Origin of the sequence: Epilithonimonas hominis (assembly GCF_003730015.1) — a bacterium.
GTDB classification, from domain to species: Bacteria; Bacteroidota; Bacteroidia; order Flavobacteriales; family Weeksellaceae; genus Epilithonimonas; species Epilithonimonas hominis.
On sequence record NZ_RJTU01000053.1, the window covers coordinates 1 to 19874 of the forward strand.

15 protein-coding genes and 1 pseudogene are annotated in these 19874 nt (G+C 38.8%); 4 read left to right on the top strand and 12 right to left on the bottom strand.

Translation table 11 applies throughout. The features are described from left to right. Positions 1-671 precede the first annotated feature (671 nt). The 4 genes from EGH73_RS07405 to EGH73_RS14345 all read left to right on the top strand — a co-directional run bounded on the left by EGH73_RS07405 (position 672) and on the right by EGH73_RS14345 (position 5601). Positions 672-1223 (top strand): hypothetical protein, encoded by a 552-nt coding sequence (locus tag EGH73_RS07405; protein WP_123281310.1) that lies wholly within the window; start codon positions 672-674, stop codon positions 1221-1223. Between the two features lie 3 nt (positions 1224-1226). Continuing rightward, positions 1227-2585, top strand: a complete 1359-nt coding sequence (locus EGH73_RS07410; protein ID WP_123281311.1) for a Dyp-type peroxidase — start codon at positions 1227-1229, stop codon at positions 2583-2585. An 11-nt stretch (positions 2586-2596) separates the two neighbouring features. Next, complete coding sequence (locus tag EGH73_RS07415) at positions 2597-3733, top strand: catalase family protein (protein WP_123281312.1); 1137 nt, start codon at positions 2597-2599, stop codon at positions 3731-3733. Positions 3734-3795: 62 nt separating this feature from the next. Further along, positions 3796-5601 (top strand): 3-hydroxyacyl-CoA dehydrogenase, encoded by a 1806-nt coding sequence (locus tag EGH73_RS14345; RefSeq protein WP_123281313.1) that lies wholly within the window; start codon positions 3796-3798, stop codon positions 5599-5601. A 107-nt stretch (positions 5602-5708) separates the two neighbouring features. On the opposite strand, the gene EGH73_RS07425 is transcribed toward EGH73_RS14345, so the two are convergent. The 12 genes and pseudogenes from EGH73_RS07425 to EGH73_RS07480 form a co-directional block, all read right to left on the bottom strand. Then, on the bottom strand, positions 5709-7478 hold the full coding sequence (locus EGH73_RS07425; protein WP_123281314.1) for an oleate hydratase: 1770 nt from the start codon (positions 7476-7478) through the stop codon (positions 5709-5711). Between the two features lie 126 nt (positions 7479-7604). Next, positions 7605-8603 carry an MlaD family protein gene (locus tag EGH73_RS07430; RefSeq protein ID WP_123281315.1) on the bottom strand — a complete coding sequence of 333 codons (999 nt, stop codon included), beginning with the start codon at positions 8601-8603 and terminating at the stop codon, positions 7605-7607. 3 nt (positions 8604-8606) lie between these two features. Then, on the bottom strand, positions 8607-9374 hold the full coding sequence (locus EGH73_RS07435; protein WP_123281316.1) for an ABC transporter ATP-binding protein: 768 nt from the start codon (positions 9372-9374) through the stop codon (positions 8607-8609). Positions 9375-9383: 9 nt separating this feature from the next. After that, positions 9384-10145: an MlaE family ABC transporter permease gene (locus tag EGH73_RS07440; RefSeq protein WP_028122566.1), complete on the bottom strand. Its 762-nt coding sequence runs from the start codon at positions 10143-10145 to the stop codon at positions 9384-9386. Between the two features lie 36 nt (positions 10146-10181). Continuing rightward, on the bottom strand, positions 10182-11141 hold the full coding sequence (locus EGH73_RS07445) for an alpha/beta fold hydrolase (RefSeq protein ID WP_123281317.1): 960 nt from the start codon (positions 11139-11141) through the stop codon (positions 10182-10184). A gap of 168 nt (positions 11142-11309) precedes the next feature. Next, positions 11310-12899 (bottom strand): oleate hydratase, encoded by a 1590-nt coding sequence (locus EGH73_RS07450; protein WP_123281318.1) that lies wholly within the window; start codon positions 12897-12899, stop codon positions 11310-11312. A 98-nt stretch (positions 12900-12997) separates the two neighbouring features. Then, entirely contained in the window at positions 12998-13873 is an 876-nt protein-coding gene (locus EGH73_RS07455) for a helix-turn-helix domain-containing protein (RefSeq protein ID WP_123281319.1), read from the bottom strand. Between the two features lie 59 nt (positions 13874-13932). Continuing rightward, on the bottom strand, positions 13933-15093 hold the full coding sequence (locus EGH73_RS07460) for an ABC transporter permease (protein ID WP_123281320.1): 1161 nt from the start codon (positions 15091-15093) through the stop codon (positions 13933-13935). Positions 15094-15095: 2 nt separating this feature from the next. Then, positions 15096-16052: an HlyD family secretion protein gene (locus tag EGH73_RS07465; protein ID WP_089768741.1), complete on the bottom strand. Its 957-nt coding sequence runs from the start codon at positions 16050-16052 to the stop codon at positions 15096-15098. Positions 16053-16057: 5 nt separating this feature from the next. Next, positions 16058-17440 (bottom strand): TolC family protein, encoded by a 1383-nt coding sequence (locus EGH73_RS07470; protein ID WP_123281321.1) that lies wholly within the window; start codon positions 17438-17440, stop codon positions 16058-16060. After that, on the bottom strand, positions 17437-17892 hold the full coding sequence (locus tag EGH73_RS07475) for a MarR family winged helix-turn-helix transcriptional regulator (RefSeq protein WP_123281322.1): 456 nt from the start codon (positions 17890-17892) through the stop codon (positions 17437-17439). Before EGH73_RS07475 ends, EGH73_RS07470 begins: the two co-directional genes overlap by 4 nt. Before the next feature lie 266 nt (positions 17893-18158). After that, positions 18159-19766: pseudogene (locus tag EGH73_RS07480) on the bottom strand (Na+/H+ antiporter). Positions 19767-19874 lie beyond the last annotated feature (108 nt).

Here is a 19874-nt window from a genome sequence, read left to right on the forward strand (position 1 = left end):
GTTTAACATTTACCAAAGTTATCATTTTTATTTTCCTCCCCAAGGTTTGAGATTGATCCAATAAAAGTTACCATTCAGTGCCCTAAAAAGATTTGATAAAATAGGTAAACGAACAATTCGAACTTTCAAAAAGAATTTTTTTAAGATTAGTGACTTAAGAAATAATCTATTTCAGTGACTTACAGAATTTACATCAAAAAGTGCATACTACTAAGTTGAATTCGACAGCGCAGTTTACAATACTTTGTTGAGAACATACAAAATATGCTTATGAAATAAATAGGTAAGTAACTATGAGCGGCTACGAACTTTAATCTGTATTTTCAAAGACCATAATGACCGTGAGGAGAAGCTTATTGGAATTGAATTAGCAATAGGTAGATTGAATCAATACAGCCGAGTTTCTTTTACGTGTAGGTTCTTTTCTTTTTCGATGTTGCCATATTTTAATGTAATATATTCTGTCAATAATTACAATACGAGTAGACTTAAGATTTTATCATTTGTCAATTGACGTCTTTTAATAAAGCTTAAAAATTCATAGTTTCAGTACATAAAATACGAATTTCGGTACATTACGATAGATTGCTATGGCGTAATATTTGTACTATTCTCCTCAAAATTATTGTTGATTTACAAAACAATATAAATTATTAATCAAAATCTTAATTATGAGTATTATAGACAAAGTAAAATTGGTTGCCCAGCTAGCAAAGGCGAATTTCAGTGAAGGTATCGATGATGGTTACGACCATTCCACTACATCTGCCGGAAAAAAAGGGTTAAGATCCGGTCGTGTATCTGAGTTAACTGCGATGGCAAACCTAAAACCCGGAGGTGCAGAAAATCTCAAAACCATAATGGAAATTGCAGGCGGAAATCTGAAAGGTGCAAACAGAGTAGGAACGCTGCATGATCTTCGTATAGTTTTGTTTGATAACGATACCAAGATTCTTTTCTGCACGGCTTACGATGGTGATTGGGATTCTTATATTGATGATTTCGCTACAAAAATTCCGCAGCTGATGGACATCATTTTTGGGAATATAGAAGGATGGCCAGGCATAAAAGACCCGAGTGTAAAACAGTTCATTCTAGACCATCAGATTACCGCGACAGGTTGGTATGTAGGTGTTCCGCATCTTACGGTGAATGATACAAGGAGATATGATAAAATCATTAAAGGACTGAATAAGGCAATTGACGAAGCAAATACAATCTAATCTATGGCACTGGAATTTTTAAAGCGGATTTTTAATCCAAATAAAGTAGAAATTGAGCTGAATGAAATACAGGCCTTAATTCTCAGAAGCCGACCTATACCATATTTCGGAACAGTGGCTATTATTGAAATCAAAGATGCCGTGGCAGCCAGACAAATGCTCCAAAAACTTTTGCCGATTGTGAGTTCTGCGGAAGACTGGCATAAGAATGAAGGCGCATCGCTTACTTTGACATTCACTTATAAAGGTCTAGAAAAAATCGGTGTCCCTCAAGAGTCGCTTGAGACTTTCCCCGAATCCTTCAAGGAGGGAATGGCAGAACGTTCCCGGTTTCTGTATGACATTGGAGTCAATGACCCTAAAAACTGGGAAAAGGTTTTTAAAAGATCACATATTCACATCGCAGCGGCAGTTATCGCCAACAATGAAGAGGCGTGGAAAAGCAAGCTGGAGGAATTTCGTTCTGAATTGGCGAATAACAGCGGCGTAGAAGTAATAATGAGCCACGATTTCGCAGTATCTGAAGAGGTTAAAAATGTATTCGGATTCAGGGATGGCATCAGTAATCCGGAGATTGAAGGCAGTGGGATAGATGTGCCGCCCGGATTTGATCGTCCAATTAAAGCAGGCGAATTTATAATGGGCTATCCTGGAGAAGCAGGCTTCATAAAGCCATTTCCACAACCTGAAGTTTTAGGAAAGAACGGTTCTTTTATGGTTTTCAGAAAGTACCAGAGCCAAGTGGCAGAATTTAATCAATTCGTTAAAGAAAATTCTTCTTCGCCGGAAGAGGGAGAGCTCTTGGCTGCTAAAATGGTAGGTCGCTGGCGAAGTGGTGCACCTTTGGTTTTAGCTCCCGAAAAGGATGATAAATCGCTAGGAGATGATATGCAAAAAAACAATGATTTTTCTTTCAAGAATGATGAGTACGGTAAAAAGTGTCCGTTCAGTTCGCATATCCGCAGGATGTACCCAAGAGATTCCAAATCTTTTGTTTTGGAGGATGAACGTTTGCACAGGATCATCAGAAAAAGTGTAACTTTTGGCGACATTGTTCCGCCGGAGGTAACCAAAAATGACGGTAAGGAACGTGGACAGTATTTTATTGGCATTAGTGCCGATGCAATGCGAACACTGGAATTTCTTCAAAAACAATGGGCAAACGATGGTAACGCCCAAAATCTGGGAACAGAAAAAGATCCTTTGATCGGTGTACAGGACGAAGACGCACTGTTTTCTGTACCTGGAGAACCCCTCATCAAAAGATACCGTGGTTTGCAGACCTACAACATCGTGAAAGGCGGCGAATATTGTTTTATCCCAAGCATTTCTGCTTTAAAATGGATTAGCGAATTAAAATAAAAAAAAGCACTATGGAAGAATACATCAAGTACAGTTACGAAGTGGAAGAAATTCCAGAAAATTTCGATGAGTATATTACCACCATTAATAACGATATCCGCGAATACATCAAAAATACGCCAAACCTAAGCAGGGCGACCCATCATACAAGAGATGCGCACGCCAATGGCTATGCAGTGCTGAAAGCAGAGGTTGAAATATTGGATAATCTGCCCGAAGAACTGGCGCAGGGCATTTATGCGAAACCCGGAAAACACCAGGCAGCAGTTCGCTTTTCCAATGGTTCGTCCAGAGTTTTGCCCGATAAACTAAGCGGTAATGCACAAGGATTTGCTTTAAAGATTTTTGGGATAGATGGCAAAAAATTATCTCCCGGAGAGGAAGATTCTCCCAATGTTGATTTTAACCTGATTAATAATCCGGTGTTTTTCTGTAACTCGGCAGAACATTATGTTTTCATTTCAAAGCTTTTTTTAAAGCTAAATGATTTCTTTGAAAAGGGAGCCTTGGGAAAATTGGAATTTGCCACACTTTGGGTCACCGAAAATAAAAAAGCATTTCCAAATTTTGAGGCTTTGAAGGAATTGGGCGCTCTTAAAACTTTTAAAAAAATCCCTTCAATCAACAGTTTTCTTTATGAATTTTACAGTATGGGAGCGGTACGCCACGGTGATTATATCGCCAAAGTAAGAGTGATCCCAACTGAGCAGACCACGAACGCCATCACGGAAAAAGATATTGATCTAGACAGCGCAGAATGGCCGTACAGAAAAGGAATTATCAAAGAAATAGCTCAAAAAAACCTTACGTTTGAGTTGCAAATACAACTTTGCAAAGACCTGAAAGAAATGCCTGTGAATGACCTTACAAAAGAATGGTCGCAGGAATTATCACCATTCCGTACGGTGGCAAAAATCACAATACCAAAACAAACGGTTCCTGAGGATGGTAATTTTGAAATTATGGAAAATCTGTCGTTTACACCGTTCAGAACTATAGAAGAGAATTCACCGATTGGAAATTTACAGCGTTCACGACAGTCAGCGTATGTAACATCTTCAACCTCAAGACACGAGCTAAACCACAAAAAACGTAAAGAACCAAAGAATTTGGAGGAAGCATTCAGTCCGGAGTTTTATCAATTATAATTGAAAATGAAGATTCTGAGTCCTAGTTCCGTAAAGTTTATTACCAAAAATCAACCAAAATTATGAGCAAAATAAAAAATGTAACGGTAGCTGGAAGTGGTGTTTTAGGATTCCAAATTGCTTTTCAAACAGCAATTCACGGATTTGAAACCACGGTTTACGATATCAGCGATGAAGTGTTGGAAAAGGCGAAAGCAAAGTTCGAGGGCTTGGCCGAAAGTCATAAAAAGGATCTTGGCGCCACCGAAGAACAAATTGCAAAAGCCAGGGAAAGACTGCACTATTCATCCGATTTGGCATTTGCTGTGAAAGATGCCGATCTTTTGATAGAAGCAGTGCCAGAAGATATTAAAATAAAAACGGAATTTTATAAGCAACTCTCCGCAATTGCACCGGAGAAAACCATTTTTGTAAGTAATTCATCCACCTTGTTGCCAAGTCAGTTTGCTGAGGTGACAGGAAGACCGGCTCAATACCTTAACCTGCATTTTGCCAATCAAATATGGTTGCGAAATACGGCGGAAATTATGCCACATCCAGGAACCGACGAAAAAATAACTGAGGAAATAGTCGATTTTTCCAAGGCGATAGGGATGGTGCCTGTTTTGGTAAAAAAAGAAGTTCCAGGTTATGTGCTCAATTCTTTATTAAATCCATTTCTGAATGCCGGAATGCAGCTTTGGATTGGCGATTATGCTACGCCAGAAACCATAGACAAAACCTGGATGCTGGGAACTGGTTCGCCTTACGGACCAATGGCTTTGTATGATATTATCGGATTGACGACACCCTACAACATTTACAAACTGCAAGTAGACAAGGGCAAAACAGATGATAAGATTGTGCTAGATAAACTTAAATCAACCTTCATAGACCAAAATAAACTGGGAATTTCTACTGGCGAAGGCTTTTACAAATATCCAAATCCTTCGTGGCAAAGTCCAGATTTTTTGAAAGTGCCGGAAGCCGATTTATCTAAAATCAGTATTAAAAATGTTGTGGTGGCTGGAAGTGGCGTTCTCGGTTTTCAGATTGCGGTGCAGTGCGCTTATTTCGGCTATAAAGTCACGGTTTATGATGTTAATGATGAAGCTTTAAATAAGGCAAAAAACCGTTTTGATGTCTTGGCTGAAGAATATAAAAACTACCTGAAAGCTGATGAAGAAAAAATCGAAAATACCAAAAATAATCTCACTTATTCTACAGATTTGAATGCTTCTTTACAGGATGCTGATTTATTGATAGAAGCCGTACCGGAAAGCATCGATATCAAAAAAGATTTCTGGGAAAAAGCTTCTGAGCACGCGCCGGAAAAAACCACATTTGCGAGTAACTCATCCACACTTTTGCCGAGCAGATTAAGCACATTTACCGATCGTCCGGAAAAATTCATCCATCTACATTTTGCCAATCATATAATGGTTCGCAATACAGCAGAAATAATGGGTTCTGATCAAACCGACCCAATAGTTTATAACGAGATTGTAGAGTTTGCAAAATCCATTGCTATGCTACCCGTGGAACTGAGGAAGGAAAAATCAGCCTACGTTCTGGATTCTTTGTTGATTCCGCTTTTGGTGGCTGGCCTTGCACTGTGGGCGAATGACGTTGCCGATCCTGCAACAATCGATAAAACCTGGAGAATAGCAACAGGTGCTCCTTTTGGACCAATGGCTATTTTAGATTTGAATGGGATGAACACCAATTACAACATCTTAAAAGAAATCCCGGGAGAACTAACACAGAAAATAGCAGAAAAGCTAAAAACCGAACTTATCGACAAAGGAAAACTTGGTCAGCAATCCGGCGAAGGTTTTTACAAATATCCTGAACCGGAATGGCAAAGCAAGGATTTTTTGAAAGCTTAAAGTATCCTGAATTCTCATCGAAAACAGTGAAAGAAGCCATAAGTATAAATACCATAAAAAACTCAGGATTTTTAAAATCCTGAGTTTTTCAAGTATAAAACAACCTCTTATAACAACTTAGCTTCTTTTAAAATCTCTTCAACATAAGTACCTTCTATTTTCTTGATACCATATTTCTCAAGGATTGAAATCAACCAAGGAAATTCAATTTCATTGAGGTTTTTGTTGTCATTAAGGTGATAGATGGATTTCAGCAGTACCCTGATGTCATATGAAGAAGCAAAAACTTCCGGGACACCTCTGTCTACATCCAAAAGGGTGTAAACTGCTTCCATTGCTGTACGCACGGAATATTCGGTTGTGAATACGGTGTCTTTTCCAGTTTCGGCAAAATTACCGATAAAAGCCAGGTTTACAGAACCCTCTGGAACCACCAATGGGCGGTCTCCCAATGCACGAGGCATAAAGTAAGATGTGATATAAGGCATACGGCAAGGGATGCTGTTGGCAGCTTGTGCAATTTCTGCTATTTCATTTTCAGGAACACCAATATGGTATAAAAATTCTTTGCAAAGCTCTATCCCCGTGGCTTCCGTAATTTTCTTTTGGATATAATTTCCTGGTTTATGAGAATACAACCCATAAACCCAAACAATTATTTCATTTTTTTTCTGAGCCTTGAAGTGGGGCTGTCTGCTGATGGAAAAGCCATACCACCAGTTAGAATCGTTTATTGTGACAGGTCCGCTAGTCACTATTGAACCGCTTCTTGGGTCTTTTTTTGTTATTTTTTCTATATACGGAATCACTTTTTCGTCGAAGAAGGTAATGCTTCCGGAGATTACCCAGTTGGCTTCGGGAATGTTTTTGTAGAACTTTTCGGGTTTTCCAAAGGCATCATCCTGGTCTGCCAGATTCTGCCAAAGCTGCCAACTTCCGCCAATGCCGTCTGCAACAGGAGCAGGGTTATGATTGTCACCGTATGTACTGCTTTCGGTAATGGAGCCGTTGGTAACAAACACCAGGTCGTTTTCGGTCAGGCTGATGCTTTCTGCATTGCCATCCTTAATATATTCGATTTTCTTCGCTACTTTTTTGCCGTTTTCATTTTCTACAAGTATGTTCTGAACCTGGCTATCATACTGGAAGGTAACACCGTGGGACTCAAGGTAGCTTACCAACGGACGAATCAGTGATTCATATTGGTTGTATTTCGTGAAGCGTAATGAGGACATATCTGCTACGCTGCCAACGTGATGGATGAAACGAAGAACATATCGGCGCATTTCCATCGCACTTGCCCAAGGTTCGAATGCGAACATCGTAGCCCAGTATGTCCAAAAGTTGGATTGGAAAAATTCTTCTGTAAATACCTGGTCTATCTGTACATCCTGTAGTTTTTCTTCAGGAAGAAGAACCAGCGCTATAAGTTCGTGGATGGCTTTCTGGGACAGGGTAAGCTTACCATCCGTGGGCAGTCTTTCTCCACGGTTTTCGATAACACGGGCGTGGGAAAAGCTAGGGTCTTCTTTATTGAGCCAATAATATTCGTCCAGTACGGAAACGCCTTCCGCTTCTAATGAGGGTATCGAGCGGAACAAATCCCAAAGGGTTTCGAAATGTGTTTCCATTTCCCGTCCGCCTCGTATGATGTAGCCTTTCTGCTCATTCCAGATACCGTCCATACTGCCACCGGGTAAAGCTAATTCTTCCAGAATACGGATTTTGTTTCCTTCCATTTGCGCATCGCGTATCAAAAAAGCTGCGGCGGCCAATGAAGCTAATCCCGAACCGATAATTACGGCAGATTTCTGTTCAATATTTGCCGGTTTTTTCGGGCGGGCAAATGCTTCGTAATTCCCATTACTGTAATACATAATTAGAATTTTTTAGTTTATAATATATGATAAAATAACCTTGTTTTTGTTTAATAAAGTTATACATATTGCTTTCACTTTATATATCCCAAAATTCTAATTGTATGTGCTGATATTCCAATGATGTTATCTTTGGAGATTCTGTTTTTCGGCTTCCTTTTTCTTTTTTTCCTGTTTGCGGAAGTAACCTCTGAAGAGAAAATTATGCTTCAGAGCCTCCATATTCTGGTTGAAGCCTTCGGTTCCCTTTTCGATATTGTAAAGGCTGTTATTGATGTTTTTTGTAAGAACGGTATCAGTGATAAGGGCATTTATCGGTCCTTTTCCATTTTCTATATTTTTACTGAATGCCTGCAGGTTTTTACCAACTATGATAAGTTCATTGCTTACTGTATTAAGATTATTGCTGGCGGCATTGACGTTATTGAAAGTCTGCTTAAGCTGGGACTCAAAATCTTTGTTGGCAAGGAGAAGTCCCGTTGCTCCTTTTCCCTGGCGTGTAGACGTAATGATGGCTTCTGCAGTACTGCTCAGGTTTTCTATATTTTCCGTGCTTTGGCGTATTTTCAGGATGGATAATTTTAAGTTTTCGGCAAACGACTTGTCATTAATTAATTTTAAAATCTGGCTGCTGTCAATTTTATGCACAGTGTTTTTAAGAGATTTGGATATATCCTGTATATTGTTGTTGCTTGCCGATAGCGTGTTGAGTATTTCATCCACACCTGGTTTGGTATCTGCCGTGAGATATTCTTTTTCCTGCACTGGTCTGCCCGGCTTACCGTAAGGCAAAATATTGACCACCGCATTGCCGATAATGCCTTCTGTTCCAATCGAGGCTTTGGCATTATTGTCTATATGCTTTGCAATATCTTTGTCTATAAGCATAATGACCTCTATATCATCCCTTCCGGACAATTTTACTGACTTTACAGAACCTGCCTGCATCCCTGAAAATAGCACATTGCTTCCTTCTCTGAGTCCATTGGAGTTTTTGAATCTTGCCCTGAGCTCAAATTTGCTGGTAAAAATGCCTGAACCGCTGCCGATGTAAAAGAAAACAGCCATCATAAGTATAAACCCCGAAATTACAAATAAGCCGAGCTTGATATTATTTTTATTCATATTTTAATCAAAAAATTGTTTAATATTTTCGTCATCAGAACTTTCAAATTCCTGATAAGTACCTTGTGCGTAGCATTTTCCGTCAAGCAGCAAGACTACTTTGTCAGCCGTATTTTTCACACAGTTCATATCGTGTGAGATAATTATAGATGATGTTTTGTATTTGTTATGTATATCCATTATGAGGCTGTCAATTTCTTTTGCTGTTACCGTATCAAGTCCGGTGGTAGGTTCATCATAAAGGATGATTTCCGGCTTAAGGATGACAGTACGTGCCAGAGCTATTCTTTTCAGCATCCCTCCCGACAATTCGGATGGCATAAGGTCTACGGTATGTTTAAGCCCCACACTATCGAGTGCTTCTTCAACCCGTGCGTCAATTTCATCCTGCTTCAGCCGGAACCACCGTCTTCTTAAAGGGAATTCCAGATTTTCGCGGATGGTCATAGAATCATAGATGGCATTTCCCTGAAAAAGAAAACCTATTTTTGAGCGTGCCTTATCCAGCTCTTGATTTTCCAGTTGGACAATATCCTGCCCGGAAATCATTATCCTACCGCTATCAGGTGTTAAAAGCCGGACGATACATTTGATAAGCACAGATTTTCCCGTGCCTGATTTTCCGAGAACTACAACATTTTCGTTCTTATCGACCGTTAGGTTAAAACCGTTAAGCACTTTTTTTTCACCAAAGCTTTTATAAATATCTTCAATGACGATGGCCGGTCCATTGTCATTATTGCCGTTTGCTGTTGTTTTTGTTTCCGCCATAATGATGATTTAATTATATCCGAGAATGCCGGTTATCTGTACCGCAATCAGGTCCAAAACGAAGATAAGGATAGAGGAGAGCACGACCGCTGAATTGGCGGCGTTCCCCACGCCCCGTGTTCCTTTTACTGCATTATAGCCTTTATAGGCACCCACGATTCCCACTGCAAAACCGAAAAAAAAGCTTTTGATAAAAGCTGGTATGATGTCACTGAAATCCAAGGAGTCAAAAACCTGTGAATAGAAAAGTGACAGGCTAGTTGTACCGCCAATGTTAACACCTATCCAGGCACCATATAGTGAAATGGCATCCGCCAGTATGATAAGTACGGGAAGCATAAATGTTGTAGCCAGGACACGTGTGGCAACAAGGTATTTAAAAGGATGTGTACCGCTTACTTCCATTGCGTCTATCTGTTCGGTAACCCGCATCGAGCCCAGCTCTGCCCCGATGCTACTGGCAATTTTACCTGCAAAGATGAGAGCGGCGATTACGGGTGCTATTTCACGGATGATGGCAATGCCTACCATTACAGGCAGCTGGGATTCCACACCATAGCGTACGAGGCTTGGCCGCAGCTGCATCGTAAGAACCAAGCCGATGATAAAGCCTGTCATGGCAATAAGCCCCAAAGATTTGTAACCTATGAGATAGCATTGTGCGAGCAGTTCCTTTATTTCATATGGTGGACGGAAACCTAATAGAAAGTAATTTTTGGTAAACTGTGTGATATTGCCTGTTTCCTGTAAAAAACTACGTATTTTAATCATTAACAAATTATTTTTTTAAATTAAAATATTTTTAGTCTACTTTTCCAATTGCTGTATTTTTTTATTGAGCCAATCCCTTATATCTTCATATACATATTCTTTAATATCCTCATTAAGTATTTCGTGCCGCATAGCAGGATAAATTTTAGTTTTAACATCTGTAAAACCATCTTTTTGCATTTGTGTTACCGTTTTTTCAATACCTTTTCCGAAGTCTCCTATCGGATCATCAGCTCCGCTTACAAAAAGAAAAGGAAATTCCTTTGGTAATTTTTCTGCCCATTTTCTTTCCGTTGCCTGTTGGTTTAGAGAAACTAATGCGTAAAAACCATTATTGGTAAAAGGTACTCCGCATAGGCTGTCCCGGCAAAATGATTCCCGGTTGGATTTGCTGAGGCTCAGCCAACTGGTAAGGTCGCCATCTTTCTCGCCTTTAAAATGTTGATTATTAATTTTTGAAAAAGTTTGGTTGATGAATTTGCTCCGGTGTTTTGGAGCAATAATATTGTTGATGGACAGGAAAAATTTAGCCAAACCGATTCCGTTGATTTTTCCTCCCGTTCCCACGATGACAGCGCCTTTAAAATCAGCTTCCTGATTCTGAAGTAAGCATCTTGCAATGAAAGACCCCATAGAATGCCCCAGTAAAAAATGAGAAATGTTAGGATAGTTGTTTTCTAAATATGCTGCCATCGTTGCGGCATCGTCTATCAGTTGCTGCTTGGGATTTTCTTCTTGAAAATAACCTAGTTCTTCCTGGTTTTCCGCCGTTTTTCCGTGTCCGAGATGGTCATATAATAGAACTGCAAAACCTTTGGTCGCCAGATATTCCGCAAAATCTTTATAACGACCGCTATGCTCCTGCATCCCGTGTAGTATAAGGACAGTAGCCTTTGGAGGTTCATTTATTGGTTCGAATAATTCATAAAAAAGATTGTGCGTACCTGAGTTGGCAATTTTCTTCCTCTTTATATATCCTGATGTGTGTTTTGCCATAGTCGGTTGGTTTTGTACAAAAATAAATATTCTGCCCTTGACAAAAGCAAGAGCAGAATAAAGTTAGATAAATTGGTTATTATAGACAATTTCTTTTATAGATTAAAGAGAGATACGCCTTTAGCAAGAAAGAACTTGGACAAAGTTAAAAGCAACACTTTTTTATTTTTAATTTCTGTACGCGGTATGAATGGCTTTTGCCAACACGTCTGGTTTTTTCCAGTGTTCTGTTACTGGTGTTACTTTTTTATCGAGACCGAGTAGGGTATATACCGCGATGCGTGCTGCACGAACCGAATATTCTTCTGTGAATACCATATCTTCCGGTATTTCTACAAACTGACTAATCATTGCTAGGTTGGTGCTGCCTTCAGGAACAACTGCAGGGCGGTCTGCTTTAGCTCTTGGCTGAAACAAAGCATCGATGTAAGGCATCATACACGGAATAACATTGATAACGCTGTCTTTTATTTCCTGTTCGTGTTTTTCAAAATGCAAATGATGAATCAACTCCGTCAAAATTTCTTCGCCCGTGCAATCAATCATCGGCTTTTTCACATAATCTCCCACTGCATCTGGATATAATCCGTAGCCCCAAAGAATAGTAGTATCATCGCCTTGCGCTTTGAAATGCGGTTGTGCAGCCACCACAATTGACATCCGCCACGATGAATCTTTAAATGTCATCAAAGCTCCGCTACCGGGTTTGTTTCCAGTGTATTCTTCAATAAGTTTCAGAAATTTATTTCCTTTGAATGTTGGTGTGAAAGAATACCATTTTGTTTCGTCAGGTTTGGTAAAGAACGGGTCGGGATTACCCAACTTGCCGGGTTTCTTGTTGGCAATTTTACGCCATAATGCAAAACTTGGCGGATTTGACGGCAAGTATTTTGCAGGCGTGTTATAATCGCCGTTATTAGAATTGTCTGTAATACATCCGTTGGTAAAGAATACCAAATCGCCTTCATTCACGGTTATTTTCTCTGTGTTTCCTTCTGCATTGATGCATTCTATTTCCGTTACGGTAATGCCATCATTATCGGCAAAATCCAAATCGGTAACGGTTTTTCTTAATGAAAAGTCCACTTTGTGCTGATCCAGAAATGCCTTCAACGGTAAGATAACGGATTCATATTGGTTGTATGGTGTTCTGGTAACGCCTTCTAATGTTTCAATACGTGAAAATTCCAACAGCATACGTTTCATATAGCGTTGAAATTCAAAAATACTGCTCCATTCCTGCCAGGCGAAAGTGGTTTGCCACATATACCAGAAGTTGGTTGTAAAAAAATGGTCGTCAAACCAATCACGAATGGTAATGTTGTCTAAATCATTTTCATCGGCAAAAAACAATTTCACAAATTTCATCCTGTCCTGAGTGTTGAAACCCATATCCGTTACGGGTAAAATGTTTCCGTTCTTGTCAATCAACCGCGCTTTTGCATTTGTCGGATTTGCGTGGTCAAATGCCAGAATTTCGTCTTTTACTGAAATGTTCGGGACATCCAGAGAAGGGATACGGGATGTTAATTCCCAAAAATTTTCATAGGTTTCTTCGTTGAGCATACGCCCGCCACGACAGATGAAACCTTTTTCTTTAGATCCTGCACCATCGTTGCTACCTCCCAAAATCGGCAGGGCTTCAATGATGTGTATGTTTTCGCCTTTAAATCCAGCATCTTCCAAAAGATAAACTGCTGCGGCAAGACTTGCCAATCCGCCTCCGATGAAATACGCATGTTTGTTCGAATTGCTCATATGATATTTTTTTAGGTTATTTTTATATGATAAAGGTATTGATATACCTTAATTCCTTGGTATCCCTAAATTCGAAAATCATATACGGAATTTCTTTTTTAAAAATGCTGTTGTCTTCGGTACTTTTGGGGCGATATTGACGCATGCTTTTTAAAGAAACGGCCGAATGCAGAGGTAGAATTAAAGCCTGTTTCAAATGCAATCTGAGAAATATTTTTTTCTGGATAGCCGAGCAGAACGCATACTTCTTTTAATAAGGCCTCATCAATAATCTGATGTGGCGTTTTGCCGGTCGCTTTTTTTACAATCAGAATAAGATATTTGTTGGTAATGAATAGCTTGTCAGCATAGTATTGTACGTCCTTATGCTGCAAAATATTTTCTTTTACCAATTCATTGAATTTAAAAAAAATATGATTGTTATCCTGTGGAGTAGGATATGCGTTGTCTTTTCTGTCTTCATCAGTTAGGACTGCAACTTCCAATAAAATATTAATAATAATAGTACGAACAATATCTTCTGTAAAACGACCATTCCTCGTGGTCTGCTGTTGAAGATAATCCAATAAATTGATTAAGTGCGTGCTACTTGATTCGTCGGAAATTACTACGTTAAAGCTATTTTTATTGAATAGAGACAGATTCTCGATAAAAAATGGATTAGAAATGTTCCTGAGCAGGAAATTCTTTTCAAAGAATAGAACCTTCATACGGAAATCTTTGCTGGTATTTACAAATTTTATAATTGTTGATGGAGCAGATATCAGGAATCCGTTTTGGGATATCTTGTAATGCTGATTATCAATTTCTAAATCTATACTACCAGAAACACAGATGCAGAATGCATAAAAATCCATTCGGAAGAGTCTTTTTGGGAATTCAAAAATGAGTTTTCCTGACGATATAAAGTAAGGTTCCTCACAATGTACGTGATAAAAAGATAATATTTCTTTAATACTTTCGTAAGCTTTCATAGCATCTTATTTAATAGATTTATGCAGGCCGATATAATTTTTGGCTTATATTTATCTCGCTACATTTCCTCTCTTTTAATCTTTCGGACTTTGTAAAATAAAACACTATAACTGGCAATGGCGTTTACTGTTCCTATGATTATCATTTTTATAACATAGGGATAGGTGAGGTCTACAGCGCCTTTTTCTATGATAAGTATTCTAAATGCAGGCAGGAAATGTGTAAGCGGGATGATATTTGCAATGTACTGAACCCAAGCCGGCATTTGGCTGAGCGGCCAGGTAAATCCTGACAGGATAAAGCTGGGTGTGGCAATAACCATAAGGATTTCCGTAGCTTTCAGCTGGTTCGGAACAAGGATACTTACCAAAATTCCTATAAAGCAGACCGAGATTACAAAAACGCCCGCTATAAGGGTAAGCGGAAAAATGTTTTCATAAAAAGGAATTCTGAACCACTTGGTAAAACCCCAGTACATCAGCCATATCCCGAAGCTCATTATGAGATAAGGCACGATTTTAACCAGCATCAGCATAAATGCAGAACGGCTTTTATGTACCAGATATTTGAAAGTGCCGTTTTCAAACTCGGAAGCAAAAGAAAGAGCAAGCCCCAATAACAATACCTGCTGAAGCACAGTAGCCAAAACACCTGGCCACAAAAAATACATATAGTTGGTGCTTCTATTGTTCTTTTTTATAAACGTAGTTTTAAATGGCTCATACTGGCTCATTAGCAAATTTTCCGGAACTCCTTGTTTACGTAAGGTTTCGACCTGTGTTCCTGCTTTGAGGGTTCCTAATACCAGCTGAAGGGCTGATGAAGAATAATTTGCCGTCAATACATTTGCGGTATTGATGATGGTAGTAACTTCAGGATATCGTTTTGTCAGCACATCTTTCTCAAAATCTTTTGGGATAATAACGACGCAGGTTGCATCTTTCTCAATCATCAAACGATTGAGATTTGTCTCGTCAAACTGCAGCCTTGCAACAGACAAAACTTCGTTGTCATTCATCATTTCTATGGCTTTCCGGCTGAGTGCGCTTTGGTCATAATCTACCACTATGATTGGTAAATCTGTCACTTTCCCTTTGCTATACACATATCCCAACAAAACACCGTACATCAAAGGAGCCCCAATAAACAAAATTCTGAGAACTTTGTTGCTCCAGAATAAGCCGAACTCCCGTTTGATCAGATTGAGAAATATTTTCATTATTAAGGTTTTAGCGTTACTGTTGTTTTGCTTAGGATATCGTTTGCTTGTTGGATGTTAATAGGGTCTATCAATATTTCATACAAAGCGTCCTGCACTTCATAATCAGGATATGCTGTAGCAATATTAGCATAGGCACCTATTTGTTTTATATTTCTGATTTTCCCTTTGATATCCCGATTCTTGTAAGGTATATGCACATTGATTTCTTTTCCTTGTGCATAATTTGCCAATTGGCTTTCAGGAATAGTAAAGCGGAAATAAATGGAATTATTAAGAGAACCTTTGAAAAGCGTATATCCTGGTAGTGCCAGTTCCCCCAGCTTCAATGTGATCGATTCTATTTTCATATCCTGTGGTGCAATGATATACCTTTCTTTCTCGGCAACCTGTACTTCTTCCAAAGCTCCTTGAGCAAGGTCTTTTTGTCCCAACGCCATTGTTTGCTGTTCTATGCGGACCCCGTTTTTAACATCGGCAATTTCTGCATCTACGGCTATCATTTGTGATTTGGCTCCCTGATACTTTGCGAATACTTCATCATATTGCTGTTGCGGAACCAATGAATCCTTTACCATTGCGTTCATTCTTGCCAGGGATTTTTTTGCAAACTCATATTGCTCTACCAAAGCGGATTTCTTGGCATAGAGCTGTGCCAACTGATTGGCAGTAGCACCATGTACACTCATCTCATATTGTGCCTGAGCAGATTTTACCGCACCTTGTGCCTGTGATTTTTTTGCGTCTACTTCCGGGATTTCCAATATCGCCAATGTATCTCCCTTTTTTACAAGAGCTCCCTCGCTGATCAGAATTTTATCTATCCTGCCTGCTATTTTGCCTACTACTGCAATCTCTTCCCGCTCGGTCTTTCCCTGGATGGTTTGTGATACTTTCGGTTTATTCTCACAAGAAGCTAAAATGCCTGCAATGCTTAGTATGTAAATAATTTTTTTCATTTTGCTTAGTTTTGGATTTTAATAAAGTTTGATAATTTTCCCGATGCACGGTAAACTTCAATAGCAGCATTACGCTGTTCAATCACGGTTTCTACTTTGTTTAAGGATTCTTTGTATATATCGTTTTCCGCCCCCAGGCGTTCAGTGACGTTAATAAGCCCTAATCTGTATTGTTTTGATGCTATCTCATTATTATTTTGTGCTATTTTTTCCCTTTGGATCGCAATATCTACCGTATGTAACGTGGTATTGTATTCTACCTTGTTTTTTTCCAATTCCAGGTCTACTTTTTCTTTGGTGTCTGCCAGTTTATTTTCAACCTGGGCGAGTCCTATTTTGGCTTCGTCTATTTTATGTTTACGTTCAAATCCGCTGAAGAGTTCCCATTTCACGGCCACGCCCAACATCCAGTTAGGATGTAGTGTCAATTCATTTAGTTTCAAATTGGCGGTCGTATTTAATTGTTCAATCGGCACTTTTGTATTGGCATTATATAATGATGCATAGCTATATCCCGCAAAAGCCCCAACTGTGGGAAGAAGGCTTCCTTTTTCTTTTTTAACGGCATATTCGGAAGCTTTTTTGAAATATTCCAGTGCTTTTACCTCATTTCGTTCGGCTGTGCTCAGGCTGTCCAAAATAATGATGGGCTCCAACTGATGATTGGTTTTAAGAATTTCTTCTTCTGAAAGATTGGTGGACTGTTTTATCTTGAGTATCAGAAGTTTTCTTTTATTTTGAACATCTGCACGTTTGGAAGCCAATTCCAGAGTGGAGAGTTTGATTTTATCGCGGTCATAAGGAATTGCCAACCCTTCGGATATCGCCTTTTCTACTCTTTCTTTTTCCTTATTCAATCTCTTTTCGCTGTTATCGATCAGTGTTTCGGCGGTTTCCAGAAGTTTGAGACGGTCAAAGCTCCCTATGATATCTTTTATCACCTCATCTTTCTGATTTTCCATCATAAAAGCTGTTCCTGTATTTTTTTCTTTGAGAGCTTTGGCTCCATTTAGGATTTGTCCGCCACTGAACAGTACAGCTTTTGCGGTAAGACCTCCATAAAGGATATTCGCATTTGTGCTGAAATCGGAAGATCCCCCAAAAATAGGATATCCTGTGATGGGTAAATTCTGGGTTGCTAGATCTAATTTTGCATCACTGCTGATGTAAGAGTATAAACCTGAAGCCTCGACCTTCGGGATATATTTGGCCAATATGCTTTTGCGTTCTAATTCTAATTTTTGTAATTCAAGATCTTGATTCCTTATTTCAGTGTTTTTTTGCAATGCCTTTCCGATAGCATAATCCAAATCCTTACTTATAAGAATCTGTGCATTGGTGATAGTGCCGAATAGGATCAATGTAATGGCTAAGTTTATTTTTTTCATACCATTTCGTTTTGAATGTTGTTTTGAATATGCTGAAAGAAGTTTTTTATCTCCATAATTTGATTTTCTGAAAGTCCTCTGGTTGCTCTTTCGGTGACATTGTTCACAATATACATTACTTTTTCCTCTATCTCCTTTCCTTTATTTGTTAAATATATTAGATTTTGCCTTCTGTCAGTAGGGTGGGACCTTCTTTCTACGTAACCTTCTTTTTCCAATTGATCAATAAGTCTAGTTATGCTGGGTTTATCCCTGTGGGTAAAATCTGCTATTGCCTGCTGTGAACATCCCTGTTGTTTCCATAAAGGTACTAGCACCGACCATTGTTCCAGGGTCAGGTTAATATTATTCAATTTGAATTGCTGACCCAAAAAACGGTTGAACAGTAGAGGTACATTGCCGGTAAGCAGATTGTATCGATCTTGTTCAGTTAATATTTTTTCAGCTTTCATATAAAATTTATTATTGAACAAAGTTAATCAAACAATAGTTGTACCAACAACTATTTATGTTAAATTTTTTTTAATCTTAATATCATTGAGATGACATAAGCTTTTGATTTAATTATTGTTAAGATAATTTGTGATTAGTCAAAATGAACTATGGCTAAAAAAAAGCTGTTCATAATTTCGATAGATATCTACGGAAGATGATTGCATTAGTAGGACTAGACATCATATTTATAAACAAAAACACTTCCAAAAATGGAAGAGTTTTTTTAGTGGAAATTCGGGTTAATTTTTAGATCGTTGAGATCCAATTGGAGTTCTGCTTTTCTGATTTCTTTATCATCATAATATTTTTCGCGCCTCATTTGGAATATAGCAAGTCTTTGCTTCTGATAGATTTCTTTCAAAATAGTTTCAAATCTTTCCATTTCTTGACTTGTACAAGTGTTACATTCAAAAATATCAAGCTGATTTTCAGTATTCTCCGTTTCGGTCAGGATTTGAGAATAGTAATTTTTTAAAAGATTACTCCTTTCAATCATCTCATAGTAATTAGTATTTATATGATTGAGAGCCAGACGGTTTAGGCTTATTTTAATCTGAGCTTCCTGTTGTTCTTGAGGTAAGACATAATCTATAGCTGGAATTTTTAGCTTTTTCACCAGAAGAGGCAATGTAAGGCCCTGTATCACCAGTGTTATGAATATGACAATAAAAGTGATGAGCAGGATAAGATTTCTATGTGGGAAAGGCGAGCCATTATCCAAAGCAAAGGGAATCGATAGTGCGGTGGCGAGAGACACAACTCCTCTCATCCCTGTCCAGCCAATAACTAAAGGAACTTTCCAGCCGGGTGACTGCTCTTTTCGAACAGATTTGAAAAGCCATCTTGGGATAAAGGTCGTTGGATATACCCACAGAAATCTTATCAGGATGATCACGAGACTGATGATAACACCGTATTTTATACCTTGAATTAAGGAGGACTCTTCCAAGCCATTGATAATAGAGGGAAGGGATAGTCCAATTAGTACGAAAACCATCGCATTCATCACAAAAATAACTGTGGTCTATACGCCGAGCATATTCAACCGTGTATTTCCGTTTTTGAAAATCTCGTGAGATCTGTAGGATATGAAAAGTCCGCCCGTAACCACAGCCATTACACCCGAAAAATGAAATTGCTCTGCACCAAGATATAACAGATAAGGAGTCATTAATGTAAGTGCAGCATCTATGGCTGAAGTGGTAGGCAAAAACCGGTGAATCAAATACATAATTGTGGCACCAATCAATCCGACTACAATTCCCATTCCTGCGACTAAAAAAAACTGACCCACAGCCTGATGTATAGAAAAAGTTCCTGTAAGGATTGCAGCCAATGCAAAACGAAAAACGATAAGCGATGAGGCGTCATTCACCAGACTTTCGCCTTCTAAGATGCTTAAGATTCTTTTAGGTACAGGTAAGCCTTTTAGAACAGTAGTTGCCGCTACAGCATCTGGTGGAGAAACGATTCCGCCCAAAAGAAAGCCTAAAGCTAATGTAAATCCAGGAATCAGAGCTTGTGATAGATAAGCAACGATTAAAGATGTGGCAAATACTAACCCAAATGCTAATAATGATATAGGACGTTTCCACCTCCAGAAATCATTCCAGGATGTGTACCAGGCGGCTTCATAGAGCAAGGGCGGCAGGAATATCAGAAACACAAGATCTGGATCCAGTTCCACATCCGGTATACCAGGTAATAGGCTGATGACCAATCCCGCTAAAACCAAAAATATAGGATAAGCGATCTTCATTTTTTGGGCGGCCATTACCATCATAAATACGGAAAATAGTAAAGCCAATATCAGTAATAAATTATGATGCATTTTATAACTTTAAAATATTTTTGAGTAAAAATATAATTATACAGTCTAAATTCCTAAAGATCTGAATAATTATATGATAAACGAATGGTTAAAAGTATTGCGTAGTAG